This is a genomic window from Paraburkholderia sp. 32 (assembly GCF_050435345.1).
GTDB lineage: Bacteria > Pseudomonadota > Gammaproteobacteria > Burkholderiales > Burkholderiaceae > Paraburkholderia > Paraburkholderia tuberum.
Genome location: NZ_JBNDKD010000003.1, coordinates 2,004,884 through 2,029,858, shown reverse-complemented (window position 1 = coordinate 2,029,858; position 24,975 = coordinate 2,004,884). Strand labels below are relative to the sequence as shown.

Here is a 24,975-nt window from a genome sequence, read left to right as displayed (position 1 = left end):
GACTGCGCGCGTCACGCCGACGTGCCGTGCGCTTCCAGATACGCGCACGCGCCCCGGCCAGCGACCAGCCCGCTGGCAAAGCAGGCGGTCAACAGATAACCACCGGTCGGCGCCTCCCAATCGAGCATTTCGCCCGCGCAGAATGCGCCGGGCATCCGGTCGATCATCAGATGCGCGTCCAACGCCTCGAACGGGATTCCGCCCGCCGTACTGATCGCTTCCTCGATCGGTCGCGCGCGCAGCAGTCGCATCGGCAGCGCCTTGATCGCGTGGGCGAGGCCGCGCGCATCGGCGAAGGCTTCTTTCGACAGAACCTCATGCAACAACGCCAGCTTGACCCCGCCGATTCCGATTCGCCCGTGCAGATGACTCGCGATCGAGCGTGAGCCGCGCGGCCGCGTCACCTCCTCCACGACTCGCTCGAGCGGCAAGCCTGGCGCGAGATCCAGCGCGATCGTGACCTCGCCGCCGGCGAGAATCCGCTCGCGGATCGGCGCCGACAACGCGTAAATCAGGCTCCCTTCGAGGCCCGTTTCGGTCAAAAGTATTTCACCTTGTCGATTGTGGACTTTTTCGTCTACGCCGGTGACGGAAATCGCGACCGTCTTGATCGGCTGACCCGCGAAACGCTCGCGCAGATACTGGCTCCAGTCCGCGTCGAAGCCGCAGTTCGCGGGACGCAGCGGCGTCACCGGCACGTCGCGCGACGTCATCAGCGGCACCCACGCGGCGTCGGAGCCGAGACGCGGCCAACTGGCGCCGCCGAGCGCGAACACGACCGCGTCGCAGCTGATCGTCTGCTCACCGTTGGGCGTGTCGAAGCGTAACGCGTGGGCGGCACCGTCTTCGGATGTTGACGCCCAGCCGCTCCACTTGTGACGCATATGAAACTGCACACCCGCTTCGCGCAGCCGATGCAGCCACGCGCGCAGCATCGGCGCGGCCTTCATGTCGGACGGAAATACGCGCCCCGAACTGCCGACGAACGTCTCGACGCCCAACTCGCGCAACCATGTGCGCAGCGCGTCGGGACCGAACGCGTCGAGTAACGGCGCGATGCGCTCGCGGCGCGAGCCGTAGCGGTCGAGAAACGGCGCGAGGGCTTCCGAATGCGTGATGTTCATGCCGCCTTTGCCCGCCATCAGGAATTTGCGGCCGACCGACGGCATCGCGTCATATACGTGGACTTGCACGCCGCGCCCGGCAAGCGTCTCCGCGGCCATCAGGCCGGCGGGGCCGCCGCCGATCACGGCGACGCGGGCGGAATCGAGCGAGAATGACATGCGGTTCAGCGGATCAACGGGGAGAAAAGGCGGTGCGCCGCGGTGACCGAACGGATATGCGGCGCGAAGGGCGCTATTGTCACACCGCGCGCGGCGCGCGGCAAACGCCGACAAACTCTGTGGAACTGTGCTCGGTACTGGCAAATAGGCGGCTATTCGCCAGGCGACCGGGCTCGATCGCCCCAGACCGGAAAATACTGGATTCAGTCTTTCTCCCGGCCGTTGCGCATCGCATTCACCGCTTGGCCCGCGCCGCACGCGACCTATACTTTTCAAACATCTTCCATCGGACGCCGTTCGCGTCGTTCCTCGCGTCAATCCCCAATCACGTCGCTTGCGACGCAGCCGCTGCGGCGCGCTTCACTGCCGCTCGCCGGCAGCCGACGCGAAGCGCCTGTTGAATCGGTGGAAGAGTCGATCGTCTGGTTCAAGGAGATTGCCATGACCCGCAAATATATCGACTGTCGCGAGTTTCCGAGCGAAACGAACTGCACTGTCGCGCTATCCGCCGACAGCGACGGCGAACTGCTCGAAGCCGCGGTCCAGCATGCCGTCAGCGTTCACAAGCACGCGGATTCGCCGGAGTTGCGCGAGCAGCTGAAGACGCTATTTCATGAGGGAACGCCGCCCGTCGAGGCGCGGCACGCTTGAGACACCCGTGGAAGGGGAGTGTGGAAGCCCGCGTCGCGAGCGGCATCCAGCCGGCCGCGTGCGGGCGTGTTGCAGCAGTCTTGTGGTGACACGAGAAACGCGATACCAAGCCAATCTAACCAGCATGCCGACGCGCTAACCCGGATACGCCTCATCGACCTTCAGCCCGGCGAGCTTGAAGATCACCCGCAACGTCTGCGGCTTGATGTCGCGTCGCGACGCGAGCGTCGTCATCACGAAGTCGAGCACCTTGGCGTACTTGAGCATCGTCAGGCAGGTCTCGAGGTCGACGTTGCCGTCACGCATGACCTCGGCGAGCCGCAGCATTTCCGTGGAGATGTCGCGAGCCATCTCCAGTTCGAGTTGCTGTTTCTCCGACCATGCCGGCGCGGCGGTGAGCTTCGCCATCATTTCCTGAAACTTCTGTTCGACATTTCCGTTGGGTACCGTATCCATTGCCGCCTCTTCTGTGATCATCCGAGCGCGCGACCCGTTGCAAAGCCGGCCGCTGCTGGTTACGTAACGTTCGCCCCTTGTTGCGGGACCGCTCTCCCCAAATGCATCCGGTTCGCGTGTCCGGTTGCACGGCCGGACAGCCTCCTGTTTTCGGCGACGCGGCTTGCACCCGCAGGCTCAGCCGGCGCTCAAGCTGTTTTCAGCCATTCTCGAGACACTTCCGCGCAGCGCCTTTCGAGCAGGAAGTGTTCCCGGTGGACCGCCTGTCTCGCGTGACCCGGGCAGCGTACTCGCTGGGATTGCCGCACTTTGGGTAAACTGGCAGCAACCTTTCTCTTTTTCCGTCATCTGTCGCACGTTCGCACTGCAATTGATGGCGGCCCATACGATGTCCGGCAAAACCCACGAAATCCGTCCCAACCAGTCCGTCGAACTGCTCAAAGAGCTCCACATCCTCACGCGCGACGGCAAGATGAATCAGGACAGCCGTCGCAAGCTGAAGCAGGTCTACCATCTGTTCCAGTTCATCGAGCCGCTACTCAAGGACCTGAAGGACCAGCAGGGGGCGCTGACGCTCGTCGATCACGGCGCGGGCAAGTCATACCTCGGTTTTATCCTGTACGACCTGTTTTTCAAGGAGTTTCAGGACGTGGCTGGTGGGGCTTCGCACATTTACGGCATTGAAACGCGCGAAGAGCTGGTGACGAAGTCCGAAGAGCTGGCGGCGCGGCTCGGCTTCAAGGGGATGTCGTTTCTGAATCTGTCGGTGGCGGAGTCGATCACGTCGACGCGGTTGCCCGCCGAAATCGACATCGTGACCGCGCTGCACGCGTGCAATACCGCCACCGACGACGCGATCCGTTTCGCGCTCGAAAAGCACGCGAAGTACATCGTCGTCGTGCCGTGCTGCCAGGCCGAGGTAGCCGGCGTGCTGCGGCAGAACAAGGGCAAGGCTCTGAAGACCGCGCTGACGGAAATCTGGCGGCACCCGCTGCACACGCGCGAATTCGGCAGCCAGATCACGAACGTGCTGCGCTGCCTGCAGCTCGAAGCGCATGGCTATCAGGTCAGCGTGACCGAGCTGGTCGGCTGGGAACACTCGATGAAAAACGAGTTGATCATCGCGCAGTACAAGGACCTGCCGCGGCGCCGGCCCGCTGAGCGGCTCGGCGAAGTTCTGGACGCGCTCGGGCTCGATGCGCTGAAGGAGCGATTTTTCGTGCCGGCCTGAGGCGCGGCCTGGCGCTTCACTTAGCGCTTCATCAACGCATCCCAGCCCGCGAGGCCAATGCGCCGCAGCGTTTCCTGATTGCGCTCGTAGATCTCTTCCGCGTCGGGAAAGGCCTGCACGGCCCGCTCGATGCTGTCCTCGCGCAGCAGATGCAGGATCGGATAGGGCGCCCGGTTCGTGTAGTTTTCGATATCGTCGGGCTCGCTGCCTTCGAACTGGTAATGCGGATGAAAGCTCGCGATCTGGATAGTGCCTTCGAGCCGTAGCTGCTGGACCAGCCGGTCGGCGAAGAACAGGCAGTCGTTGAAGCCGGGAAAGTCCTTGAACGCGCACGGCAGGATCAGCAACGTCGTGTCGATGGCGGCGGGGTCGGCGGCGACGAGGGTCTGCAGCTCGGCTTCCAGGTCGGTCAGCACCGCTTCGAGCGTGTCCGCTTCGCTGAGCGCATAGCGAATCTGCCCCTTCACATGCACGGCCTTCGCGAACGGACACAGGTTCAGGCCGATCACGGCCTCCGTCAGCCAATGACGGGTCGCGGCGATAACGGCATCGTGGGATTCGGCGGGCAACGGCATGGCGGACGGATGTGACGGGAAAACGCGCAATTCTAAAGGACCCAGCTGACGGACTGGCTCAGCGAACCGGCTTCTCCGCGCAAGCGGCCGCTATCAACTGCGCGGCGACTTTCGGCGCGGCGAGGATCGGCCCGCAGCCCGGCCCGTAAGTCTGGCTCGCCGCGTACACGCCCTCGATCAGCAGACCGAGCCCATCGGCCAGCGCTTGCGGATCGCCGGCGCCGGCCGCTGTCGACAGTTCGACGAGGCGCGCCATCAAGCGCTGCTTGTTGCGGAACACGAACTGCCGCGCCGGATGCGCGGTATCCGAAAACTCCACCGACACGTTCACGAACGGGCAGCCGCGGTAATCGTCGACCGAGGCGCGCACCGCGAGGTCGTCGAAGTACTGCTGAAGCTGCCTCGCCGGCTCGCCAGGATGCTTCGCGAAGCTCTTCTCGACGTAGCGGAAGAACTGCTCGTCCTTCTGCTCCAGATACGCCATCACGAGCTCGTCCTTCGACGAAAACTGCCGGTACAGACTCATCTTGTTCACGCCCGCGCGCTCGACCACCGCATCGACGCCGACCGTGCGCACGCCCTCGCGATAGAACAACTCGCTGGCCGCGCGCAGCAGATGCAGCTGCGCCTGCGACCCGGTGGTCTGTGCGCCGCGCGCGCGCCGCGCACGAGTAGGGGCGGGCTTGGGGGTTTCGCTGTCGGACATGGCAAGTCACCCGAATGAGATTGACGCCTTGACATGTTACCGACCAGTAACTAAGATCGCAACACTATTGTGACCGATCTGTCACAAGTCATTCACCGAGGCCGTAATAATACGAACGACGCCGCCACCCGGGCCGCGTCGATGGGAGAATCGATGAACTGGGCTGCGCGACTGATAGGCGGGCGTTTCCACTACGGCTGGTTGACCGTCGCCGTGGTGTTCCTGGTGTTGCTCGCGGCTGCGGGTACGCGAGCGACACCGAGCGTGATGATGGTGCCGCTCGAGCACCAATTCGGCTGGAGCCGCGCGACGATTTCGCTCGCGATCTCGGTGAACATCGCGCTGTACGGGTTGATGGGGCCGTTCGCGGCTGCCGCGATGCAGCGCTTCGGTGTGCGCCCCACGCTGCTGAGCGCGCTCGGTACGATGGCCGCGGGTGTCGCGCTGTCGTCGCTGATGACGCATCCGTGGCAAATGGTGCTGATCTGGGGCGTGATGGTCGGCGGCTCGACCGGCGTAGCGGCGCTGTCGCTGTCGGCGACGGTCGTGACGCGCTGGTTCACGACGCGCCGCGGTCTCGTGATGGGTATCCTGACCGCCAGCTCGGCGACCGGCCAACTGGTGTTTCTGCCGCTGCTCGCGGCCATCGCCGAGCATTACGGCTGGCGTCAGGTCGTGTGGGTCGTCGCGCTCGCGGCGGCCGTCGTGATTCCGCTCGTCGCGTTCCTGCTGCCCGAGCATCCGGCCAGCATGCAGCTGCGCCCGTACGGCGAACCCCATGACGCGCCCATCACGACGACCGTCACCAGGCAGAATCCGCTCGCGATCGCATTCGGCACGCTCGCGTCGGCGAGCAAAACGCGCGACTTCTGGCTGCTGTTCTTCAGCTTCTTCATTTGCGGCGCGAGCACCAATGGCTATGTCGGCACCCATCTGATCGCGATGTGCGGCGACTACGGGATGACCGAAGTGCAGGGCGCGTCGTTGCTCGCGGCGATGGGCGTGTTCGACCTGTTCGGCACGACGATGTCGGGCTGGCTGTCGGACCGCTTCAATAGCCGCGTGCTGCTGTTCTGGTATTACGGGCTGCGGGGGCTGTCGCTGATGTATCTGCCGCACGCGTTCGGCATCGACTTTTTCGGACTGCCGCTGTTCGCGGTGTTCTACGGTCTCGACTGGATCGCCACCGTGCCGCCGACCGTGCGTCTTGCGACCGACGTCTACGGCAAGGAATCGGCGCCGATCGTATTCGGCTGGGTGGTCGCGGGCCACCAGCTCGGCGCGGCGTTCGCGGCGCTCGGCGCGGGCATGCTGCGCGCGAGTCTTGGCACCTACACGGTCGCATCGATGATTTCCGGCGGCTTGTGTTTGATCGCCGCGGTGATCGTGCTGCGCATCAACCGCCCGGCCAAGGTGCCGACGCCGCAGGCAATCTGAGGCGCCCTCGCGAGCCGCGCGGATTCACCGTCAGCGAAGCAACGACGCACGGCCCCATAACGGGGTCGTGCGCGTTTTCTCAGTCGGCACGCATAGCGCCGCGCCGCAACTTGGAGCGCGCACCGAAAGCCCGTTATGCTATGTGGCCTCGGGCAGCCGCCCGGAGAACATGAATATCTACCGAGAGAAGCGCATGGCCAACAAACCCGCCTCAACCGAAGTTGCCATTCACGAGCTCATTGCTGGCCGCTGGAGCCCTCGCGCGTATTCGAGCGAGCCGGTGAGCCGCGATCAGTTGCGCGCCGTGCTCGAAGCGGCGCGCTGGGCGCCGTCTTCATATAACGTGCAGCCCTGGCGTTTTGTGGTATTCGATCGCAGCGTCGACGAAGTCGCGTTCAAGAAGGCTTTCGCCACGCTGGTGCCGTTCAACCAGGGCTGGAATGCGCTCGCGCCGGTGCTGATCGCGGTGACCGCGCACACACTGACCAACAAGGGCGACGTAAACCGCTGCGCGTTCTACGACGCCGGCGCGGCGGCGATGTCGCTGGTGCTGCAGGCGCACGCGCTCGGCCTCGCCGCGCACCAGATGAGCGGCTTCGACGTGAACGCGTTCCGTACCACCTTCGAACTACCAAAGGACGTCGAGCCGATCGCGATGATCTCGCTCGGCCATTACGGCGACGTCGACAAACTGGACCCGGTCCTGCGCGAACGCGAGAAGGCGCCGCGTCAACGCGCGGCGCTCGCGGATATCGCGTACGCCGGCGCCTGGAAGAAGGCGTTCTGAGCGATGGATTCGCCGCGCTTGCCGCGCGATTTCGCGTAAAGCGAAGAAAGCGGTCGATGAGCAACGAAGCAGTCAGGCACGCGCGGCACGGTCCGCGCGTTTTTCATGCAGCGCCGTCCATGCCGTTCTCGCCCTCCGTCACGCTGGACAGCGGCGCGGCCACATGCTCGAGCGACTTGCGCTCCGCGTCGACACCCCAGATCGCCGCGACGAGCGCCGCCGCGAGCATCAACGCCGAGCCGACCAGATAGCCCGAAAACACCTCGCTGCGCTGATGCGTATCGATCAGCCGACCGAAAAACGCCGGCCCGATGATGCCGCCGAGCGCGGTGCCGAACGCATAGAAAACCGCGATCGCGAGCGCGCGGATTTCGAGCGGAAACGATTCGCTCACGGTCAGATACGCGGAACTCGCGGCCGCCGACGCAAAGAAGAAAATGACCATCCAGGCGACCGTCTGCGTGACGACGCTCAGCAGTTGCTGCTCGAACAGATAACCGGACAGCGTCAGCAGGATCGCCGACATCGCGTAGGTCGCGGCGATCATCTTGCGTCGACCGATCACGTCGAACAGCCGCCCGAGCACGAGCGGCCCCAGGAAATTGCCGAGCGCGAAAGGCAGCAGATACCAGCCGATGTCGTCGCCCGGCACGTGATAGAAGTCGGTGAGGACGAGCGCGTAGGTGAAAAAGATCGCGTTGTAGAAGAATGCCTGCGCGGTCATCATCGTGAGACCGACCAGCGCGCGGCGCCGGTGCACGTTGAACAGCGTGTGGAACACCTCGCGCAACGGCGTATGGTCGCGCGCGCGCAGCCGCAGCCGCGTGAGGGCGTCGTCGGCGAGCGTGTGACCGGCGTCGCGAAAACGCGTCTCGATGCCCTCGACGATCGTGCGGGCGTCGCGCTCGTCGCCGTGCGTGAGTAGCCAGCGCGGGCTTTCGGGTATCCAGATGCGCATCGGCAGGATCACCAGCGCGAGCACCGCGCCGATGAAAAAACACGCGCGCCAGCCCCAGTCGGAAGGCAGCAGGTGCGGATCGAGCAGCACCAGCGAGCCCGCGGCGCCGAGCCCCGCGCCCACCCAGAACGTGCCGTTGATGCCGAGGTCGGTCCAGCCGCGCACGCGTGCCGGCGTGAATTCCTGGATCGTCGAGTTGATCGCCGTGTATTCGCCGCCGATACCCGCGCCGGTCAGGAAGCGGAACAGCATGAAGCTCATCAGATTCCACGACAGCGCGGTCGCCGCGGTCGCGGCCAGATACAGCGTCAGCGTGATGAAAAACAGCTTGCGGCGGCCGAGCCGGTCGGTCAGCCAGCCGAAACCGAGCGCACCGAGCACCGCGCCGGCAATGTATGCGCTGCCCGCGAGGCCGACCTCGGCATTCGAAAAGCGCAGCGCCGGGCTGGTTTTCAGCGCGCTCGCGACCGCGCCGGCGAGCGTCACCTCAAGGCCGTCGAGCAGCCACGTCACGCCGAGCGCAACCACGATCAGCGTATGAAAGCGGCCCCACGGCAGACGGTCTAGCCGCGACGGCAGATCGGTTTCGATCAGCGTGGCGTGCTGGTCATCGACGGCGGCGGTGGGCGGCACGCTCATGACGCGAAGTCTCCTCGATGGCGAAATGGGGCGGCATATCCGGTCGGACGCAGCAAGATCCATTCCGCGCCATGATTTCAATCGATCTTGCGGCCGTCCCGGCAGCTTCAGTTGATGCTGCCGGAGTTTTCGTGATACAAAGCCGCTCCCCTTTCTTTGCGCGCCAGCCGTGAGCGGCCATTCCTGCCATGAACTATTGCGCGATTGACTTCGGTACTTCCAATTCGGCCGTCGCGGTTCCGATCGGCCCGCAGCTGAAGCTGGCGCCGGTCGAAGGCGCGTACACGACGCTGCCCACCGCGGTCTTCTTCAATACCGACGAACACACCAGCGAATTCGGGCGCGCGGCGCTCGCTGCTTACATCGACGGTTTCGACGGCAGGCTGATGCGCTCGATGAAAAGCATTCTCGGCTCGCCGCTCGCCGAGAATACGACCGATCTCGGCGACGGCAGTGCGATCAAGTACACCGACGTGATCGCGACGTTCCTGACTCACCTGAAGCGCGCGGCCGAGGCGAGCGCCGGCGGCGCGATTGACCGCGCGGTGCTGGGCCGCCCGGTGTTCTTCGTCGACGACGACCCGCGCGCCGACCAGATGGCGCAGCAACAGCTCGAAGCCGCCGCGCGCACGGCCGGCTTGCGCGACATCCACTTTCAGTATGAACCGATCGCAGCTGCGTTCGACTACGAATCGCACCTGAGCGCCGAGGGGCTCGTGCTTGTGGCGGACATCGGCGGCGGTACGTCGGACTTTTCGCTCGTGCGAGTGGGGCCGGAACGGATGAAGCGCGTCGAGCGCAAGGACGATGTGCTCGCGCACCACGGCGTGCACGTCGCGGGTACGGACTTCGACCGCCGCGTCGAACTCGCCACGATACTGCGCGAACTCGGCTACCAGTCGCTCGATCCGCAAGGGCGCGAAATCCCGAACCGGATTTATTTCGATCTCGCGACCTGGCACCTGATCAACACCGTCTACACGCCGAAGCGCGTCAGCGAACTCGCGCTGATGCGGCACCTTTTCACGGAGACGAAGCACCACGACCGGCTGATGCGCGTGGTCGAGCACCGTTTCGGGCACGCGCTCGCCGCCCACGCGGAAGAGGCGAAGATCGGCGTGGCGGCGGGCGGCGAGACCGTGATCGATCTCGAGCAGGTGGAAGAGGATCTGCGTCTCGCGTTCGACGAAGCGCAGCTCGTCAAAGCAGGCGAGGAAGAAACGCGACGCATCGTGCAGGCCGCGCGCGATACGGTGCAGGCGGCGGGCGTCGCGCCGCGCGATGTCGACGCGATCTATTTCACCGGCGGGTCGACCGGCCTCGCGTTTCTGTCGGGCGCGTTGGCCGCGGCGTTTCCAGACGCGCAAGCGGTATTCGGCGATCGTCTCGCGAGCGTTGCGACCGGCCTCGGTATTCATGCGCGGCGTGTATTCGGATAATCCCGAATAATCAACAAATAATCCGCCGCGGATTGCGAAGTAACGCGAAGTTAATCGGCGCATTCAGATTGGCCGCCGTAATAAAAAACCCCGCCGAGGCGGGGTTTTTTTGCGTCCAGAAGGAAGCGCGGAGCTTACACCGGCTTGATGTTAGCCGCTTGCTTGCCCTTCGGGCCCGTCTTCACTTCAAACGTGACCTTCTGGTTTTCTTGGAGCGTCTTGAAGCCTTCAGTGCGAATTTCCGAGAAATGCGCGAACAGATCTTCACCGCCGCCGTCCGGAGTGATGAAGCCAAAGCCCTTAGCGTCGTTGAACCACTTGACGGTACCGGTTTCCATATTACTTTTTCCTAAAAATGGTGAATAAGGCCGAAGCCCGGGGTGCATGAAAATCAAGGAAGGGGGTAATGGGACCAACCGGAGTACCGTTGATGGGCGAACTACGAAAGAACCACTTCACTCGCCACTTGAAATCCTGCCCGAACGTTATACGGCGAATTCGGACGAAGGTCAACAGTTTAGACGAAACTTTGCCGGACTGATCCGAAATTTTCTTACAAAGCTTGCGCAGGGGGACAACTTTTTGCTAGGGAGAACCCTTAGTTCGGCTGCGGTTTCGCTGCAGTAACACGGTGCAACCGTTAAACTACGCGCCGCGCGTCGGTTGCACCTATTCCGCATCTGGACGCGCTTACATGCGCGTCACCCCGTCCCCACCGCCACAAGCGATGTCACGCGGTGCCGACATGGTTCTGATTTAGGAGAAGACTTGAAAAGTTCTATACAACGGAACATCGGGCCATTCGCGCTGATGCTGACCGGTCTGGGCTCGATCATCGGTTCGGGTTGGCTGTTCGGCGCGTGGAAGGCTGCAAAAATTGCCGGTCCGGCTGCGATTTGCGCATGGATCATCGGTGCGGTCGTGATTCTCGCGATTGCGCTGACCTACGCGGAACTTGGCGCGATGTTTCCGGAATCTGGCGGGATGGTGCGCTATGCGCGCTACTCGCACGGCGCGCTGGTCGGTTTCATCAGCGCGTGGGCCAACTGGATCGCGATCGTGTCGGTGATCCCGATCGAGGCCGAAGCATCGATCCAATATATGAGTACATGGCCCTATCCCTGGGCGCATGCGCTGTTCGTCGACGGGTCGTTGACGACCAACGGCCTGCTGTTGTCCGCCGGGCTCGTCATCATCTATTTCCTGCTCAACTACTGGGGCGTCAAGCTGTTCGCGCGCGCCAACTCGGCGATCACGATCTTCAAGTTCCTGATCCCGGGCGCAACGATCGTCGGCCTGATGATGACAGGCGTCCACACCGAGAACTTTGGCCAGACGACCACGTTCGCGCCGTACGGCTGGTCGGCGGTGCTGACCGCGGTCGCGACGAGCGGCATCGTGTTCGCATTCAACGGTTTCCAGAGCCCGATCAACCTGGCCGGTGAAGCGCGAAATCCGGCCAGGAGCGTGCCGTTCGCGGTGATCGGCTCGATCCTGCTCGCGCTCGTGATCTACGTGTTGCTGCAGATCGCATACATCGGTGCCGTGAATCCGGCCGACGTGATGAAGGGCTGGAGCCACTTCAGCTTTGCTTCGCCGTTCGCGGAACTGGCGATTGCGCTGAACCTGAACTGGCTGGCGATCCTGCTGTACGTCGACGCGTTCGTGAGCCCGAGCGGCACCGGTACGACCTACATGGCAACCACCTCGCGCATGATCTACGCGATGGAGCGCAACAACACGATGCCGAAGATGTTCGGTAACGTGCACCCGTTCTATGGCGTTCCGCGCAACGCGATGTGGTTCAACCTGCTCGTCTCGTTCATCTTCCTGTTCTTCTTCCGCGGCTGGAGTTCGCTCGCGGCGGTGATTTCGGTCGCGACCGTGATCTCGTACCTGACCGGCCCGATCAGCCTGATGGCACTGCGCCGCGCGGCAACCGATCTCGAGCGCCCGCTGCACATCGCCGGCATGAAGGTGATCGCGCCGTTCGCGTTCGTCTGCGCGTCGCTGATCCTGTACTGGGCGAGGTGGCCCCTGACCGGCGAAATCATTCTGCTGATGGTCGTCGCGCTGCCGGTGTATTTCTACTTCCAGGCGAAGTCGGGCTTCGAGGGCTGGGGCCGTGACCTGAAGGCTGCCTGGTGGCTGGTCGCGTATCTGCCGATCATGGCGATCCTGTCGCTGATCGGCAGCAAGGAGTTTGGCGGCTTCGGCATTCTGCCTTACGGCTGGGACATGCTCGTCGTGATCGCCTTCGCGTTGGTGTTCTACTTCTGGGGCGTGAACAGCGGCTATCGTTCGGAGTATCTGGACGAGCGGCTCGAGCACGACGAAGTGCTCGAAGTTATCGGCGCGCATTGAGCGCCGGTCGAAACCGACGATCCGCTCGACGCGGGTCTTTCGGGGCCGATAAAAAGCCCGCCCGATCGATGATCAGGCGGGCTTTTTGTTGACCTTTGTGCGCGACCCCGCGCCGGATCAGGCGGTCCCGAACACGTAGTTCGTCATCGCGAGCGAGCGTTGGTAGGTGCCGAGCGACTGGATCGCGAGCGAATAGTCGTCGTCGGCGGCACCGAGCGCGGCGAATACCGGCAACAGATGCTCGTCGGTCGGATGCATCAACACCGCGTGCGGCGCCTGGCGGCGATAGTCGAGCAGCGCGTCGATATCGCGCGCGACGAGCTTGTCCTCGAACCAGTCGGTGAATTCGGCCACACGCGGATCGGCGTCTTCCGGGCGCGCGGAGAAATCGGCGGCGCGCAGGTTATGGGTGATCTGGCCGGAGCCGATCACCATCACGCCTTCGTCTTTTAGCGCGCGCAACGCGCGGCCGACGCGGAAATGATGCGCGGCGTCCTTGTGCGGTTGGATCGACAGTTGCGCGATTGGCACGTCCGCTCGCGGAAACATCAGCAGCATCGGCACCCATGCGCCGTGGTCGAGTCCGTGCGGCTGCACGTCCGCGACGATGCCGCTCGCGCCGAGCAGCGCGGCGGCGCTACGTGCGATGTCGGGCGCGCCCGGCGCCGGATATTGGATTTCATAGAGCTGGCGCGGAAAACCATAAAAATCGTGGATGGTCTCAGGCGCCGTCGCGATGCTCGCGAGTGGCTGCGCGGTGCCCCAGTGCGCCGACAACATCAGGATTGCCTCGGGACGCGGCAATTGCGTGGCGAGCGCGCCGAACTCGGCGGACGGCATCGACGGATCGATCGGCAACGTGGGTGCGCCGTGAGACAGGAAAAGCGAAGGTAAGCGGTTCATGACAGCAACGCGGCCGTGTAAGCACGGCACGGAGAAATTGGGTTGCTACCAATATAGGTCCGCACGCCAGCTTGATAAATGGGTTCAGCGGGAATTGATTGCGTCGCGGCCGTTGTTAATCCGCGTTGTCGCGGTTAATCCTGCACGCCCCGCAATCCTTCCCACGCTGGCGACAACGCCGGCCCCAGCGCAAACAGATCGAGCACGCGTGCGACAGTGTGGTCGACCATCTCGTCGATCGAAGCAGGCCGGTTATAGAACGCGGGCAGCGGCGGGAAGATCACTCCGCCCATTTCGGTGACGGCCGTCATATTGCGCAGATGCGCGAGATTGAACGGCGTTTCGCGCACCAGCAGCACGAGACGGCGACGCTCCTTCAGTGTGACGTCGGCGGCGCGGGTGATCAGGTTGTCGGCGAAACCGTGCGCGATGCTCGCGAGTGTTTTCATCGAGCAGGGCGCGACGATCATGCCGTCGGTCGCGAACGAGCCGGACGCGATGCTCGCGCCGACATCGCGCACCGAATGGACGACATCCGCGAGCGGATGCACGTCTTCCTTGCCCAACTCGAGTTCATGCTGGATGTTGAGCCAACCCGCGCTCGAAATCAGCAGGTGGCTCTCGACGCCGCCGAGCCGCCGCAGCGTCTCGAGCAGCCGGATGCCGTAGATGGCGCCGGTGGCGCCGGTGATCGCGACGATCAGCCGGCGAGGCACCGCCGCGGTGCGTGCTTGCTGCATGGCTTGCGGCGCCTGATGAAGCGAACGAAGCGTAGATCGCTCAGGCCGCGGCGAACAGCTGCTGCAGTTCGCCCGATTCGTACATCTCCATCATGATGTCCGAGCCGCCGATGAATTCCCCCTTCACGTAAAGCTGCGGAATGGTCGGCCAGTTCGAGAACACCTTGATGCCCTGACGGATTTCGTCGTCTTCGAGCACGTTGACGGTCTTGATCTCACCGGCACCGCACGCCTTCAGGATCTGGATGGCGCGGCCGGAAAAACCGCACATCGGGAACTGGGCCGTGCCCTTCATGAAGAGAACGACGTTGTTGCCGTCGACGATTTGCTTGATGCGTTGTTGCGTATCCATGACTGACCTTGCGGTTCCGATAAAGGATGGGAATAGGCTGAAATGATAGCGGATTTCGCTACGGGCGGCCGCAGCCACGTCGCGCCTGGGGTTTTAGCCTCGGCGAACCACGCTCAGGCCGCAGCGGCGCGCAGCACGCCGCCGCTGATCCGCTCGATGCCGGCGAGATCGCGCGCCGAGCGGACCTCGGCGAAACCGCGTTCGCTCAACAATGCGCGCACGGCTTCGGCCTGGTCGTAGCCATGTTCGATCCAAAGCGTGCCGTCGGCGGCGAGACGCTCGGGGGCGCCGGCGACGATCGCGCGGATCGCGCTGAGGCCGTCGGCCTCGTCGGTGAGCGCGCCGCGCGGCTCGAAGCGCAGATCGCCCTCACGCAGATGCGGGTCGCCGCTCGCGATATACGGTGGATTGCTGACGATCGCATCGAAGCGCAACGCGGCGTCGAGCGAGCCGTACCAGTCGCTGGGCAGGAAAACGACGGCGCCCCCCGGGCGTTTCACGTCGAGCAGGCGCGCGCCGTTGCGCGCGGCGACGGCGAGCGCGTCGGCCGAGCGGTCGAGCGCCCAGACCTGCGCGTCGGGCCGCATCGACGCGATCGCCACCGCGATTGCGCCGGTCCCGGTGCCGAGATCGAGCACACGTGGGCGCGGCCGAGGTTCGATCGCCGCGAGCGCGGTCTCCACCAGCAGCTCGGTCTCAGGACGCGGAATCAGCACGTGCGGCGTCACTTCGAATTCGAGCCCGAAGAACTCGCGCGCACCGACGAGCTGCGCGACCGGCTCGCCGGCCATGCGCCGCGCCTCGAGCGTGCGATAACGCTCGACGCTTGCGCGTTCGAGCGGCTCCTCGCCGCGCGTGATCAGCTGCGTGCGCCGCCAACCGAGCACATGCGTGAGCAGAATCCGCGCTTCGAGCGGCGGCAGCGGCGATGCGCGCAATAGCGCCTCGGCCGTGGCGGGCAGAGCGGTGGGGTCGAGCGGAGCCGGGGAGGCGTCGGTCATTGTCGGGGCGTTAGTCCGCGTCGCCGAGCGAAGCCAGCAGTTCGGCCTGATGCTCGCTGACGAGCGCCGCGATCAGTTCTTCGAGATCGCCGTCCATGATCGCGTCGAGGCGATACAGCGTCAGGTTGATGCGGTGATCGGTGAGGCGCCCCTGCGGGAAGTTGTACGTGCGGATGCGCTCCGAACGGTCGCCCGAGCCGATCAGGTTCTTGCGCGTCGCCGCTTCCTTCGCCTGCTGCTCGTGCGCCTGCTTGTCCTTGATGCGCGCGGCGAGCACCTTCAGCGCGCGATCCTTGTTCTTGTGCTGCGAGCGGTCGTCCTGACATTCGACGACGATGCCCGTCGGCAAGTGCGTGACGCGCACCGCCGAGTCGGTCTTGTTGATGTGCTGGCCGCCCGCGCCCGACGCGCGGAACGTGTCGATACGCAGATCGGCCGGATTGATCTCGACTTCGCCGATCTCGTCCGCTTCCGGCATCACCGCGACCGTGCACGCCGAGGTATGGATGCGGCCCTGCGTTTCGGTGGCCGGCACGCGCTGCACGCGATGCCCGCCCGACTCGAACTTCAGCTTCGAATACGCGGCATCGCCGGCAATTCGCACGATCACTTCGCGATAGCCCCCGAGGTCCGATTCGCTCGCCGACATCATCTCGACCTGCCAGCGGTTGCGCTCGGCATAGCGCAGATACATGCGCAGCAGATCGCCCGCGAACAGCGCGGATTCGTCGCCGCCGGTGCCCGCGCGGATTTCGAGGAAAATGTTGCGCTCGTCGTTCGGGTCTTTCGGCAGCAGCATTTTCTGCAGTTCGACGCCGAGCGTCTCCATACGATCGCGTGCTGCGCGGATTTCCTCTTCGGCGAAATCGCGCATCGACACGTCGGCGAGCAGTTCCTGCGCGGTGGCGGCGTCGTTTTGCGCCTGGCGCCACAGCCCGTAATGCTCGACGACCGGGTCGAGCTCCGCGTGTTCGCGCGTCAGCTTGCGGTACTGGTCGAGGTTGGCGGTGATGTCCTCGCGGCTCAACAGGTCGTTCAGTTCGGCCAGCCGGGTGGTCAGCTGGTCGAGCTTGCGTTGCATGCTCGTTTTCATCGGGCGGGTAGCGGAGCGGACTCCGGAATGGATGCGGCCAAGGGAACGGGCGAGTGCCCGGGGCGGAAGCACTTTGCGAGCCACGGCGGTGGCGCGCGGAGGTGCGGCGAGCACTGCGCCGCTAACGCTCGGTAGAGCCGGGGTGTTTGTAGAAGCCGCTCATCAGCTCGATCAGCTTGTCGCGGTTGTCGGTGCTCGCGCGATTCAGCGCGTGCGTAGGACCATGGATCAGCTTGTTGGTGAGCGATTGCGACAGTGCTTCGAGGACTGCGGCCGGATCGTCGCCGCGCGCGAGCATTTTCTGCGCGCGTTCGACCTCTGCGCGGCGCAGCGTGTCGGCCTGGGTGTGCATGTGGCGGATCACCGGCACGATGCTGCGCGCATCAAGCCACTGCATGAAGTTCTGCACGCGCGTTTCGATGATCGCTTCGGCCTGCGCGACCGCGGCCTGGCGCGACGCATTGCCTTCGCGGACGATCGCGCCGAGGTCGTCGACGGTGTACAGGAACACGTCTTCGAGCTGGCCGGCTTCGGGTTCGATGTCACGCGGCACCGCGAGGTCGACCATGAAAATCGGCCGGTGACGGCGCGCCTTGACCGCGCGCTCGACCGCGCCAAGACCGATGATCGGCAACGTGGACGCCGTGCACGACACGACGATGTCGAATTCGTGCATCCGCGCGGGGAGCTCGGAGAGCGGAATGGCGCGGCCGTTGAAGCGCTCGGCGAGCCGCATGCCGCGCTCGGCGGTTCGGTTCGCGACGACGAGTTCCCGCGGATGCTGCGCCGCGAAATGCGTCGCGCAAAGCTCGATCATTTCGCCAGCACCGATGAACAGCACGCGCTGGTTCGCGATCTTGTCGAAAATGCGTTGGGCGAGGCGTACCGCGGCGGCGGCCATCGACACCGACTGCGCGCCGATCTCGGTGGTGCTGCGCACTTCCTTCGCGACGGCGAAGGTGCGCTGGAATAGCTGATTCAGGTAAGTGCCGAGGGCGCCGGCTTCGGAGGCGGTGCGCACCGCGTCCTTCATTTGTCCGACGATCTGCGTTTCGCCGAGCACCATCGAATCGAGCCCCGACGCGACGCGGAACGCATGGCGCACGGCTTCGGACTGCGGCAGCGCATAGACGTGCGGCGCGAGTTCATCGATCGGGAGGTTGTGGTACTTCGACAGCCACTGCACCGAGGCTTCGCGCGCGGCGAGGTCGTCGGTCGCGCAGTAGAGTTCGGTGCGGTTGCAGGTCGACAGAATTGCCGCCTCGGGCGCGTTGGGGGCCATGTGGCCCAGCCAGATGCCTTTGAACGTATCCAGAGCGGGCTTTATCTGTTCGAGCGGAAACGCCACGCGTTCGCGCAAGGCGACAGGCGCAGTGTGATGGTTGATTCCGATCGTTAGAAGCTGCATTTGGGGGAGCTATCGTTCAGCCCTATATTATAGCGTTTCCACGATACTCACATTCTGCCCGCCATATATCCCGCATGCGTCAGTTCGCGCCTGTCAGGCCTCCGGCGGGATCGCGTCGAGCTGGTAACCGTAACCATAGACCGGCGTCAGCGTGTAGCCAAGCTCCGGGCGCAGTTGCAACTTGCTGCGCACGCGCGACGCGTGGGTGTCGATGGTGCGCGAATTTACGTCACGGCGGCGGGCCCACACGGTTTCGAGAATATGCGCGCGCGACACCGGCCGCGCGAGATTGTTGAACAGCACCAGCGCGAGGCGGAATTCCTTCGGCGTCAGGATCACGGTCTGGTCGCGGAATGTCACGGCCAAATTCGCCGCGTCGAACGTATAGCCGCCGATCACGTCGCGTCGACGGTTGGGCGGCCGCCGCAGGCCCGCACGGCGCTGCAGCGCCTCGACACGCGCGAGCATTTCGGGGCCGCGCACTGGCTTGCTGAGACAGTCGTCGGCGCCGGCATGCAGCGCGGCGACGATCTGGCATTCGCGCGGTGCGCTCAGCAGCATCATGATGGGCAGGCCCGGCAGAATGGAGCGCGCGCGCGGGATCACGTCTTCGGCGCAATGGTCGCCGGCCCAACTTTCGGTGATCAACAGGTCGAAAAATTCGTCGGTAGCGCGCTGCAGGAAGGTGGCGCTAGTGGTGAAGTGCTGGCACACGTGGCCGCTGGCGAAAATGAGCCGGTCAACCAGTTTGGCGTGTTGCACGTCGGGTTCGATAAGGGCGATGCGCATGGCGCTGCGTCAGCCTGGCAACGGGCGAAGCATGAGGCGTTTTCGTCAGACTTACAACTTGCCTAAGCACACCCCGATCCCTAAACTCAACCGCTATGCGGAAAGCGCCGTGCTGAACTTGTATAGTTGAGGAGGCAAAAATGCTAGCGTTGGCGGCTCCTTTCGCCTATGAGACGAATCCGAAATTGATCTTGCCGTGTTTGAGCGCCCAGTCTGGAGTCGACGCCTGATGGGTTGGCCAGGCATTCTCGTACTCGGCGCGGTGATCGGCCTCGCGGGCTGGTGGTTGCATCCGCAGCGCCGCGCGAGCCGCGCCCGCTGGTGGGCCGCGCTGTTGGCCGGTGTGCTCGGCACGAGCGTCGCGCGGATGGCCGGCAATGTGACAAGTCTCTTCCATGACGGCGACATGCTCGAATGGCCGGTATGCACCGCCGTCGCGCTCATCGCCGTCGCCGTGACGGTCGGCCTCTTGTCGCGTCAATCAACGCGCCGGTCAATCCGTCGATGAATCCTTGCAGGTAACTCCATGAACGCCCGACTTCCCGAAACCTCCTCCATTCCCGAGCGCCTCGCGAGCCTGCGCGCCGCGATGGCGCGCGAGGGCATTGCCGCTTACCTCGTGCCGTCGGCGGATCCGCATCTTTCCGAGTATCTGCCAGGGCGCTGGCAAGGCCGCCAGTGGCTGTCGGGCTTCACCGGCTCGGCCGGCACGCTGATCGTCACCGCCGATTTCGCCGGCGTCTGGACCGACAGCCGCTACTGGGAGCAGGCGAGTGCGCAGCTCGCCGCCAGCGGTGTCGAGCTGATGAAGATGACCGGCGGCCAGCTCACGACGCCGCATTTCGAATGGCTCGCGCAGAACGTCGCGAGCGGCGGCACGGTCGGTGTGGACGGCGCGGTGCTGGGCGTCGCGGCCGCACGCGCGTTGAGCGCCGCACTGAACGCGCGCGGCGTGCAATTGCGCACCGACCTCGACCTGTTCGACGCGATCTGGGCGCAGCGCCCGGCGCTGCCCGCCGACGCCGTCTTCGAGCACGCCGCGCCGCAAGCGGGCGTCACACGTGCGGACAAGCTTGCGCAGGTGCGTCGCGCGATGGTCGAGAAAGGCGCGCAGTGGCACTTCATCTCGACGCTCGACGACCTCGCCTGGCTGCTGAATCTGCGCGGCGCCGACGTCAGCTACAACCCGGTGTTCGTCGCGCACGCGCTGATCGGCGTGGATCGGGTGTCGCTATTTATCGCCGACGGCAAGGTGTCGCCGGCGCTCGCCGAAGTGCTCGCGCGCGACGGCGTCAGCGTCGAGCCGTACGCGAAAACCGCCGCCGCGCTTGCTGTGCTGCCAGCCGGCAGCACACTGCTGATCGATCCGCGCCGCATCACGTACGGCTCGCTGCAGGCGGTGCCGCCGTCGGTCAGGGTGGTCGAGGCGGTCAATCCGTCCACTTTCCTGAAGTCGTGCAAGACCGCCGCCGATGCCGCGCACGTGCGTGAGACGATGGAGCAGGACGGCGCCGCGCTCGCCGAATTCTTCGCGTGGTTCGAAAGCGCGCTGGGCCGCGAGCGCATCACCGAGCTGACGATCGACGAGCGTCTGACGGCAGCTCGCGCGCGCCGTCCCGGCTTCGTGTCGCTGAGCTTCGCGACGATCGCGGGCTTCAATGCGAACGGCGCGATGCCGCACTATCGCGCGACCGAGGAGTCGCATGCGGTGATCGAAGGCAATGGCCTGCTGCTGATCGATTCGGGTGGCCAGTATCTGAGCGGCACGACCGACATCACACGCGTCGTCCCGGTCGGCACGCCGAGCAGCGAACAGCGCCGCGATTTCACCGTCGTGCTGAAGGGCATGATCGCGCTGTCACGCGCGCAATTCCCGCGCGGCATCCGCTCGCCGATGCTCGACGCGATCGCGCGCGCGCCGATCTGGCAGGCCGGCGCCGACTATGGCCACGGCACCGGTCACGGGGTCGGCTACTTCCTGAACGTGCACGAAGGCCCGCAGGTGATCTCGCACTACGCACCGGCCGAACCGTGGACCGCGATGGAGGAGGGCATGATCACGTCGAACGAGCCGGGTCTGTATCGGTCGGGCAAGTGGGGCGTGCGAATCGAAAACCTCGTGCTGAACGTGGCCGCGGAAAAAACCGAATTCGGCGACTTCCTGAAGTTCGAAACGCTGACGCTGTGCCCGATCGACGCGCGCTGCATCGAGCTGTCGCTGCTGCGCGACGACGAGCGCGCGTGGCTCAACGCGTATCACGAGACGGTGCGCGCGCGCCTCGCGCCGCATGTATCGGGCGACGCGAAAGCGTGGCTGGAACTGCGCACGCAACCCATCTGAGCATAGCGACGACCTTCCAAAGGAGCGTGGTGCATGGCGATCAAGGCAGTGGTGTTCGATTTCGGCGGTGTGCTGATCGACTGGAGTCCCGAGTACCTGTACCGCGAGCTGATTCCCGACGAAGTCGAGCGCCGCTGGTTCCTCACGCACGTCTGCTCGATGGACTGGGTGATCCGCCAGGATGGCGGTCAGCCGATCGTCGAAGCCACCGACGAGCTGATCGCGCGGTTTCCCGATCACGAACCGCTGATCCGCGCGTTCTATGAGCGCTGGCACCAGATGGTGGCGGGTGTGCTCGACGACGGCATCGCGCTGATGGAAAAGCTCGAAGCGGCCGAGGTGCCGCTCTTCGGGCTGACCAACTGGTCGGCCGAGACGTTTCCGTACGCGTGGGAGCACTATCCGGTGCTGCGGCGGTTTCGCGACGTCGTCGTGTCGGGGCGCGTGAAACTCGTGAAGCCCGACCCGGCGATCTTCGCGGAGATGCGCCGGCGCATCGAACTGCAAATGCCCGGTGTCGAGCCGGCCGAACTCGTCTTCATCGACGACAACGCGAAGAACGCCGAAGCCGCGAAGGCGCTCGGCTGGCACGGCGTGCATCACACGAGCGCCGCGCAAACGGAAGCCAAGCTGCGCGAGTTGGGCTTGCCGGTTTGAGCTGACCGCCGCCGCTACTGCCCCAGCAGATTCTTCAGCGCATTGCCGAGACCCTTGACGGTCTCGCCCGCACCCTTCGCGACGCCTTCGACGCTGACCCCGAGCGCCTGCGCAAACCCCGCGCCGATGCGCGTGAGGATCCCTTCGCGCACCGAGAACTTCGGATCGCGCAGATCGCCGTCGAGCACGAAATGCAGCGTGATATTGCCGTTATGCGTCTTCAGTGCCGCGACGGCGGCGCGGGTCGGAATCGACATGAACGTCTCGAGCGGATTGTCGGATTCGGCGAGCTGCAGGTTGTGGACTGTCACCGTGCCGGGCGCATGGAGATGATAGTTCCGCACCGTCGATTCGATCGTCAGATCGACGGTGCCGCCCGTCACCTGTGCGCGCGTGCCGGCCTTCTTCAGCAGATACGGATCGAGCATCGCAATATCGACACCGTGCAGCGTGCTCGTCGTCTGCGAATCGCGGCTGGCGATTTTGATCCAGCCGTCGAACGTCACGGTGCCCGTATGCGCCGGCCCCTTCATCGAGCCGCGAACGCTGACATGGGTCGGTTCGGTAAGCGCCGGCAGATGCAGATGGTCGACGCTCGCGTTCGCGTTGCTGACCGTGACCTTGAACGGCGGCGGCCCGACAGTCATGTCGTAGAAATGGAAGTTGCCGTGTTCGAAGCGGATATGGTCGACCAGCTTTTCGCGCGGGATCGGCGGCGCCGTGCCGGCGTTGCCCGGCTGATCGCCGCGGTTCAGCGATTCGCGCAGGTTCGGCAGCAGATTCAGCGAGCCGTCCTTCGTGCGTAACACGGCCATGTCAAAGCCGCGCACGACGACCTCGCGGATATGCATGCGCCGCGCGATCAGATCGCGCACGTCCGGGGTGATCGTGATTTCGTCGGCGCGTAGCGGTTCACCCGCTGGCCAGTCAGGCGGCGCTTTTAGCACGACGTGGGTGAGGTGTACCGAGGTGAGGCCGACGTCGATACTGTCGGCGCTGCCGAGCGGCCCGAGCGCCGCGCTGACGCGATTCTTGACTTCCTGTTGCGCGAATTGCATCGCGCCGATCGCGATCAGAACCAACGCCAAAAGCGTTCCGCCCACGATGACGATCCAGCGCCTGCCCTTCGACATCGCCATGCCTGTCTCCTCGTTGCCGCGTCGCGCGGCGCTGTGTTGACCGTCTGGCGCGTGCGCGAGACTTTCACGCGCGCCTCCATCTAGCGACGGTTAGCAACGCGCATGCCCCGCGGCCCGTCCGGCATCGCGCCAGACGGGCCGTCGTCCGCCCGCTTCCTAACGCGAGATCGGCTTGTAGCGCAGGCGCTTCGGCCGCGCGCCTTCCTCGCCGAGACGCGCGCGCTTGTCCGCTTCGTATTCCTGGTAGTTGCCGTCGAAGAACGTGACTTGCGAGTCGCCTTCGAACGCGAGGATATGCGTCGCGATGCGATCGAGGAACCAGCGATCGTGCGAAATCACGAGCACCGAGCCCGCGAATTCGAGCAGCGCGTCTTCGAGCGCGCGCAGCGTTTCGACGTCGAGGTCGTTCGACGGTTCGTCGAGCAGCAGTACATTGCCGCCCGCGATCAGCGTCTTCGCCAGATGCAGACGACCGCGCTCGCCGCCGGACAGATTGCCGACGATCTTCTGCTGGTCGCCGCCCTTGAAATTGAAGCGGCCGATATACGCGCGCGATGGTGTTTCGTACCTGCCGACCGTCAGCACGTCCGCGCCGCCCGAGATTTCCTCGAACACGGTCTTGGTGCCTGCGAGCGCTTCGCGGCTCTGGTCCACGTACGCGAGCTTGACGGTCGGACCCTGCACGATTTCGCCCGAATCGGGTTGCTCGCGGCCGGTCAGCATACGGAACAGCGTCGATTTGCCGGCGCCGTTCGGACCGATGATGCCGACGATCGCGCCGGCCGGGATCTTGAAGCTGACGTTATCGAGCAGCAGCCGGTCGCCGTACGACTTGCTGACGTTCTTGAACTCGATCACTTCATTGCCGAGGCGGTCGCCGACCGGAATGAAGATTTCCTGCGTTTCGTTGCGCTTCTGGTAGTCCTGGCTGTTCAGTTCCTCGAAGCGCGCGATACGCGCCTTCGACTTCGCCTGGCGGCCCTTCGGGTTCTGGCGCACCCACTCGAGTTCCTTCTTGATCGCCTTCTGGCGCGCGGACTCCGACGCTTCTTCCTGCTTCAGACGCTCTTCCTTCTGATCGAGCCAGCTGCTGTAGTTGCCCTTCCACGGAATGCCGTGGCCGCGGTCGAGTTCGAGAATCCACTCGGCGGCGTTGTCGAGGAAGTAGCGATCGTGCGTGACGGCGACCACGGTGCCCGGGAAGCGCGTCAGGAACTGCTCGAGCCATTCGACCGATTCCGCGTCGAGGTGGTTGGTCGGCTCGTCGAGCAGCAGCATGTCGGGCTTTTGCAGCAGCAGCTTGCACAGCGCGACGCGGCGCTTTTCGCCGCCCGACAGATGCTCGATCTTCGCGTCCCATGCCGGCAGGCGCAGTGCGTCGGCGGCGATTTCGATCTGCTGCTCGGCGCTGCCGTCGGTCGTTGCGAGGATCGCTTCGTACTTCGCCTGCTCGGCGGCCAGCGCGTCGAAGTCGGCGTCCGGCTCCGCGTAGGCCGCGTAGACTTCGTCGAGCTTCTTCTGCGCTTTGAACACGTCGCCGAGGCCTTCCTCGACCGCTTCACGCACGGTTTTCTGCGGATCGAGTTGCGGCTCCTGCGGCAGATAGCCGATGTTCAGGTTCGGCATCGGTGTCGCTTCGCCTTCGATCTCCGTGTCCACACCGGCCATGATGCGGATCAGGGTCGACTTGCCCGAGCCGTTCAGGCCGAGCAGGCCGATCTTCGCGCCGGGGAAGAACGATAGCGAAATGTCTTTCAGGATCTGGCGCTTGGGCGGCACGATTTTGCCGACCCGGTTCATGGTGAAAACGTATTGGGCCATTAGCTTGCAGTAGACGTTGACGACGCCGGCCGCGTGCGGGCGGGCAGTCGGGGTGAATGGATAATCGGTGTGAGGGCCGGGCGGAACACCCGGCGCCGGCCGGCGCGGCGTCGGATTCGACGACGCTGCCGCGCGCGGCATGTGGTTCAGGTGGCATTGTACTTCGCGGCGAGGGCCGGGCGGCAGGGGGGCCGGCGGCGGGCCG

24 protein-coding genes are annotated in these 24,975 nt (G+C 64.7%); 9 read left to right on the top strand and 15 right to left on the bottom strand.

What is annotated here, in order from left to right:
- Positions 1–11: 11 nt before the first annotated feature.
- Positions 12–1,283: a TIGR03862 family flavoprotein gene (locus tag OKW26_RS32095; protein WP_429356231.1), complete on the bottom strand. Its 1,272-nt coding sequence runs from the start codon at positions 1,281–1,283 to the stop codon at positions 12–14.
- Between the two features lie 441 nt (positions 1,284–1,724).
- Here OKW26_RS32095 and OKW26_RS32090 point away from each other — a divergent pair, with 441 nt between their 5' ends.
- Positions 1,725–1,934, top strand: a complete 210-nt coding sequence (locus tag OKW26_RS32090) for a DUF1059 domain-containing protein (RefSeq protein WP_090805487.1) — start codon at positions 1,725–1,727, stop codon at positions 1,932–1,934.
- A gap of 135 nt (positions 1,935–2,069) precedes the next feature.
- On the opposite strand, the gene OKW26_RS32085 is transcribed toward OKW26_RS32090, so the two are convergent.
- A complete protein-coding gene (locus OKW26_RS32085) occupies positions 2,070–2,390 on the bottom strand; it encodes a DNA-binding protein (RefSeq protein ID WP_090802066.1) in 321 nt (106 codons plus the stop codon).
- A gap of 388 nt (positions 2,391–2,778) precedes the next feature.
- Between OKW26_RS32085 and OKW26_RS32080 the strand changes: the two genes are divergently transcribed.
- Positions 2,779–3,621: a class I SAM-dependent methyltransferase gene (locus OKW26_RS32080; RefSeq protein ID WP_184009166.1), complete on the top strand. Its 843-nt coding sequence runs from the start codon at positions 2,779–2,781 to the stop codon at positions 3,619–3,621.
- 20 nt (positions 3,622–3,641) lie between these two features.
- On the opposite strand, the gene OKW26_RS32075 is transcribed toward OKW26_RS32080, so the two are convergent.
- A complete protein-coding gene (locus tag OKW26_RS32075) occupies positions 3,642–4,196 on the bottom strand; it encodes a DUF1415 domain-containing protein (RefSeq protein ID WP_429356230.1) in 555 nt (184 codons plus the stop codon).
- A gap of 58 nt (positions 4,197–4,254) precedes the next feature.
- Positions 4,255–4,902, bottom strand: coding sequence for a TetR/AcrR family transcriptional regulator (locus OKW26_RS32070; protein WP_429356229.1), 648 nt, complete (start codon positions 4,900–4,902; stop codon positions 4,255–4,257).
- Positions 4,903–5,055: 153 nt separating this feature from the next.
- On the opposite strand from OKW26_RS32070, the gene OKW26_RS32065 reads away from it, so the two are divergent.
- A complete protein-coding gene (locus OKW26_RS32065; RefSeq protein WP_187612896.1) occupies positions 5,056–6,339 on the top strand; it encodes an MFS transporter in 1,284 nt (427 codons plus the stop codon).
- Between the two features lie 169 nt (positions 6,340–6,508).
- On the top strand, positions 6,509–7,126 hold the full coding sequence (locus tag OKW26_RS32060; RefSeq protein ID WP_429356228.1) for a nitroreductase family protein: 618 nt from the start codon (positions 6,509–6,511) through the stop codon (positions 7,124–7,126).
- 103 nt (positions 7,127–7,229) lie between these two features.
- On the opposite strand, the gene OKW26_RS32055 is transcribed toward OKW26_RS32060, so the two are convergent.
- Positions 7,230–8,723, bottom strand: a complete 1,494-nt coding sequence (locus OKW26_RS32055; protein WP_429356227.1) for an MFS transporter — start codon at positions 8,721–8,723, stop codon at positions 7,230–7,232.
- 188 nt (positions 8,724–8,911) lie between these two features.
- Between OKW26_RS32055 and OKW26_RS32050 the strand changes: the two genes are divergently transcribed.
- Positions 8,912–10,162 (top strand): Hsp70 family protein, encoded by a 1,251-nt coding sequence (locus tag OKW26_RS32050; RefSeq protein ID WP_429356226.1) that lies wholly within the window; start codon positions 8,912–8,914, stop codon positions 10,160–10,162.
- A gap of 134 nt (positions 10,163–10,296) precedes the next feature.
- Here OKW26_RS32050 and OKW26_RS32045 read toward each other — a convergent pair whose 3' ends face one another.
- Positions 10,297–10,500, bottom strand: a complete 204-nt coding sequence (locus OKW26_RS32045; RefSeq protein ID WP_007180251.1) for a cold-shock protein — start codon at positions 10,498–10,500, stop codon at positions 10,297–10,299.
- 430 nt (positions 10,501–10,930) lie between these two features.
- Between OKW26_RS32045 and OKW26_RS32040 the strand changes: the two genes are divergently transcribed.
- Positions 10,931–12,526, top strand: coding sequence for an APC family permease (locus tag OKW26_RS32040; protein ID WP_090802055.1), 1,596 nt, complete (start codon positions 10,931–10,933; stop codon positions 12,524–12,526).
- 117 nt (positions 12,527–12,643) lie between these two features.
- Here the strand turns inward: OKW26_RS32040 and OKW26_RS32035 are convergent, their stop codons facing one another.
- From OKW26_RS32035 to OKW26_RS32005, 7 genes are all read right to left on the bottom strand, one after another.
- Complete coding sequence (locus OKW26_RS32035) at positions 12,644–13,429, bottom strand: DODA-type extradiol aromatic ring-opening family dioxygenase (RefSeq protein ID WP_184065641.1); 786 nt, start codon at positions 13,427–13,429, stop codon at positions 12,644–12,646.
- A 134-nt stretch (positions 13,430–13,563) separates the two neighbouring features.
- Positions 13,564–14,169: a UbiX family flavin prenyltransferase gene (locus tag OKW26_RS32030; protein WP_429356225.1), complete on the bottom strand. Its 606-nt coding sequence runs from the start codon at positions 14,167–14,169 to the stop codon at positions 13,564–13,566.
- 40 nt (positions 14,170–14,209) lie between these two features.
- Entirely contained in the window at positions 14,210–14,521 is a 312-nt protein-coding gene (gene grxD, locus OKW26_RS32025; RefSeq protein WP_018420101.1) for a Grx4 family monothiol glutaredoxin, read from the bottom strand.
- A 113-nt stretch (positions 14,522–14,634) separates the two neighbouring features.
- Complete coding sequence (gene prmC / locus OKW26_RS32020; RefSeq protein ID WP_429356224.1) at positions 14,635–15,522, bottom strand: peptide chain release factor N(5)-glutamine methyltransferase; 888 nt, start codon at positions 15,520–15,522, stop codon at positions 14,635–14,637.
- A gap of 10 nt (positions 15,523–15,532) precedes the next feature.
- Complete coding sequence (gene prfA / locus OKW26_RS32015) at positions 15,533–16,615, bottom strand: peptide chain release factor 1 (RefSeq protein ID WP_184065650.1); 1,083 nt, start codon at positions 16,613–16,615, stop codon at positions 15,533–15,535.
- A gap of 121 nt (positions 16,616–16,736) precedes the next feature.
- Entirely contained in the window at positions 16,737–18,023 is a 1,287-nt protein-coding gene (gene hemA, locus OKW26_RS32010) for a glutamyl-tRNA reductase (RefSeq protein ID WP_429356223.1), read from the bottom strand.
- Positions 18,024–18,116: 93 nt separating this feature from the next.
- Positions 18,117–18,812: a response regulator transcription factor gene (locus tag OKW26_RS32005; RefSeq protein WP_429356222.1), complete on the bottom strand. Its 696-nt coding sequence runs from the start codon at positions 18,810–18,812 to the stop codon at positions 18,117–18,119.
- Positions 18,813–19,041: 229 nt separating this feature from the next.
- Between OKW26_RS32005 and OKW26_RS32000 the strand changes: the two genes are divergently transcribed.
- From OKW26_RS32000 to OKW26_RS31990, 3 genes are read left to right on the top strand one after another with little or no spacing between them, the layout of a single operon-like run.
- Positions 19,042–19,320 carry a hypothetical protein gene (locus OKW26_RS32000; RefSeq protein WP_184009140.1) on the top strand — a complete coding sequence of 93 codons (279 nt, stop codon included), beginning with the start codon at positions 19,042–19,044 and terminating at the stop codon, positions 19,318–19,320.
- Between the two features lie 18 nt (positions 19,321–19,338).
- On the top strand, positions 19,339–21,153 hold the full coding sequence (locus OKW26_RS31995; RefSeq protein ID WP_429356221.1) for an aminopeptidase P family protein: 1,815 nt from the start codon (positions 19,339–19,341) through the stop codon (positions 21,151–21,153).
- A 33-nt stretch (positions 21,154–21,186) separates the two neighbouring features.
- Complete coding sequence (locus tag OKW26_RS31990; RefSeq protein WP_429356220.1) at positions 21,187–21,810, top strand: HAD family hydrolase; 624 nt, start codon at positions 21,187–21,189, stop codon at positions 21,808–21,810.
- A gap of 14 nt (positions 21,811–21,824) precedes the next feature.
- Here OKW26_RS31990 and OKW26_RS31985 read toward each other — a convergent pair whose 3' ends face one another.
- On the bottom strand, positions 21,825–22,949 hold the full coding sequence (locus tag OKW26_RS31985; RefSeq protein WP_429356219.1) for a DUF748 domain-containing protein: 1,125 nt from the start codon (positions 22,947–22,949) through the stop codon (positions 21,825–21,827).
- A gap of 156 nt (positions 22,950–23,105) precedes the next feature.
- On the bottom strand, positions 23,106–24,770 hold the full coding sequence (gene ettA / locus OKW26_RS31980) for an energy-dependent translational throttle protein EttA (protein WP_429357146.1): 1,665 nt from the start codon (positions 24,768–24,770) through the stop codon (positions 23,106–23,108).
- Between the last annotated feature and the right edge of the window lie 205 nt (positions 24,771–24,975).

Bases quoted from the DNA above. Each gene is read 5' to 3' on its own strand.
- prmC (WP_429356224.1), bottom strand. From the start codon at position 15,522: ATGACCGACGCCTCCCCGGCTCCGCTCGACCCCACCGCTCTGCCCGCC.
- OKW26_RS31990 (WP_429356220.1), top strand. From the start codon at position 21,187: ATGGCGATCAAGGCAGTGGTGTTCGATTTCGGCGGTGTGCTGATCGAC.
- hemA (WP_429356223.1), bottom strand. From the start codon at position 18,023: ATGCAGCTTCTAACGATCGGAATCAACCATCACACTGCGCCTGTCGCC.
- OKW26_RS32035 (WP_184065641.1), bottom strand. From the start codon at position 13,429: ATGAACCGCTTACCTTCGCTTTTCCTGTCTCACGGCGCACCCACGTTG.
- OKW26_RS32060 (WP_429356228.1), top strand. From the start codon at position 6,509: ATGAATATCTACCGAGAGAAGCGCATGGCCAACAAACCCGCCTCAACC.
- OKW26_RS32095 (WP_429356231.1), bottom strand. From the start codon at position 1,283: ATGTCATTCTCGCTCGATTCCGCCCGCGTCGCCGTGATCGGCGGCGGC.
- OKW26_RS32075 (WP_429356230.1), bottom strand. From the start codon at position 4,196: ATGCCGTTGCCCGCCGAATCCCACGATGCCGTTATCGCCGCGACCCGT.
- OKW26_RS32070 (WP_429356229.1), bottom strand. From the start codon at position 4,902: ATGTCCGACAGCGAAACCCCCAAGCCCGCCCCTACTCGTGCGCGGCGC.
- prfA (WP_184065650.1), bottom strand. From the start codon at position 16,615: ATGAAAACGAGCATGCAACGCAAGCTCGACCAGCTGACCACCCGGCTG.
- OKW26_RS32080 (WP_184009166.1), top strand. From the start codon at position 2,779: ATGTCCGGCAAAACCCACGAAATCCGTCCCAACCAGTCCGTCGAACTG.
- OKW26_RS32030 (WP_429356225.1), bottom strand. From the start codon at position 14,169: ATGCAGCAAGCACGCACCGCGGCGGTGCCTCGCCGGCTGATCGTCGCG.
- ettA (WP_429357146.1), bottom strand. From the start codon at position 24,770: ATGGCCCAATACGTTTTCACCATGAACCGGGTCGGCAAAATCGTGCCG.
- grxD (WP_018420101.1), bottom strand. From the start codon at position 14,521: ATGGATACGCAACAACGCATCAAGCAAATCGTCGACGGCAACAACGTC.
- OKW26_RS31985 (WP_429356219.1), bottom strand. From the start codon at position 22,949: ATGGCGATGTCGAAGGGCAGGCGCTGGATCGTCATCGTGGGCGGAACG.
- OKW26_RS32065 (WP_187612896.1), top strand. From the start codon at position 5,056: ATGAACTGGGCTGCGCGACTGATAGGCGGGCGTTTCCACTACGGCTGG.
- OKW26_RS31995 (WP_429356221.1), top strand. From the start codon at position 19,339: ATGAACGCCCGACTTCCCGAAACCTCCTCCATTCCCGAGCGCCTCGCG.
- OKW26_RS32085 (WP_090802066.1), bottom strand. From the start codon at position 2,390: ATGGATACGGTACCCAACGGAAATGTCGAACAGAAGTTTCAGGAAATG.
- OKW26_RS32050 (WP_429356226.1), top strand. From the start codon at position 8,912: ATGAACTATTGCGCGATTGACTTCGGTACTTCCAATTCGGCCGTCGCG.
- OKW26_RS32090 (WP_090805487.1), top strand. From the start codon at position 1,725: ATGACCCGCAAATATATCGACTGTCGCGAGTTTCCGAGCGAAACGAAC.
- OKW26_RS32045 (WP_007180251.1), bottom strand. From the start codon at position 10,500: ATGGAAACCGGTACCGTCAAGTGGTTCAACGACGCTAAGGGCTTTGGC.
- OKW26_RS32055 (WP_429356227.1), bottom strand. From the start codon at position 8,723: ATGAGCGTGCCGCCCACCGCCGCCGTCGATGACCAGCACGCCACGCTG.
- OKW26_RS32005 (WP_429356222.1), bottom strand. From the start codon at position 18,812: ATGCGCATCGCCCTTATCGAACCCGACGTGCAACACGCCAAACTGGTT.
- OKW26_RS32000 (WP_184009140.1), top strand. From the start codon at position 19,042: ATGGGTTGGCCAGGCATTCTCGTACTCGGCGCGGTGATCGGCCTCGCG.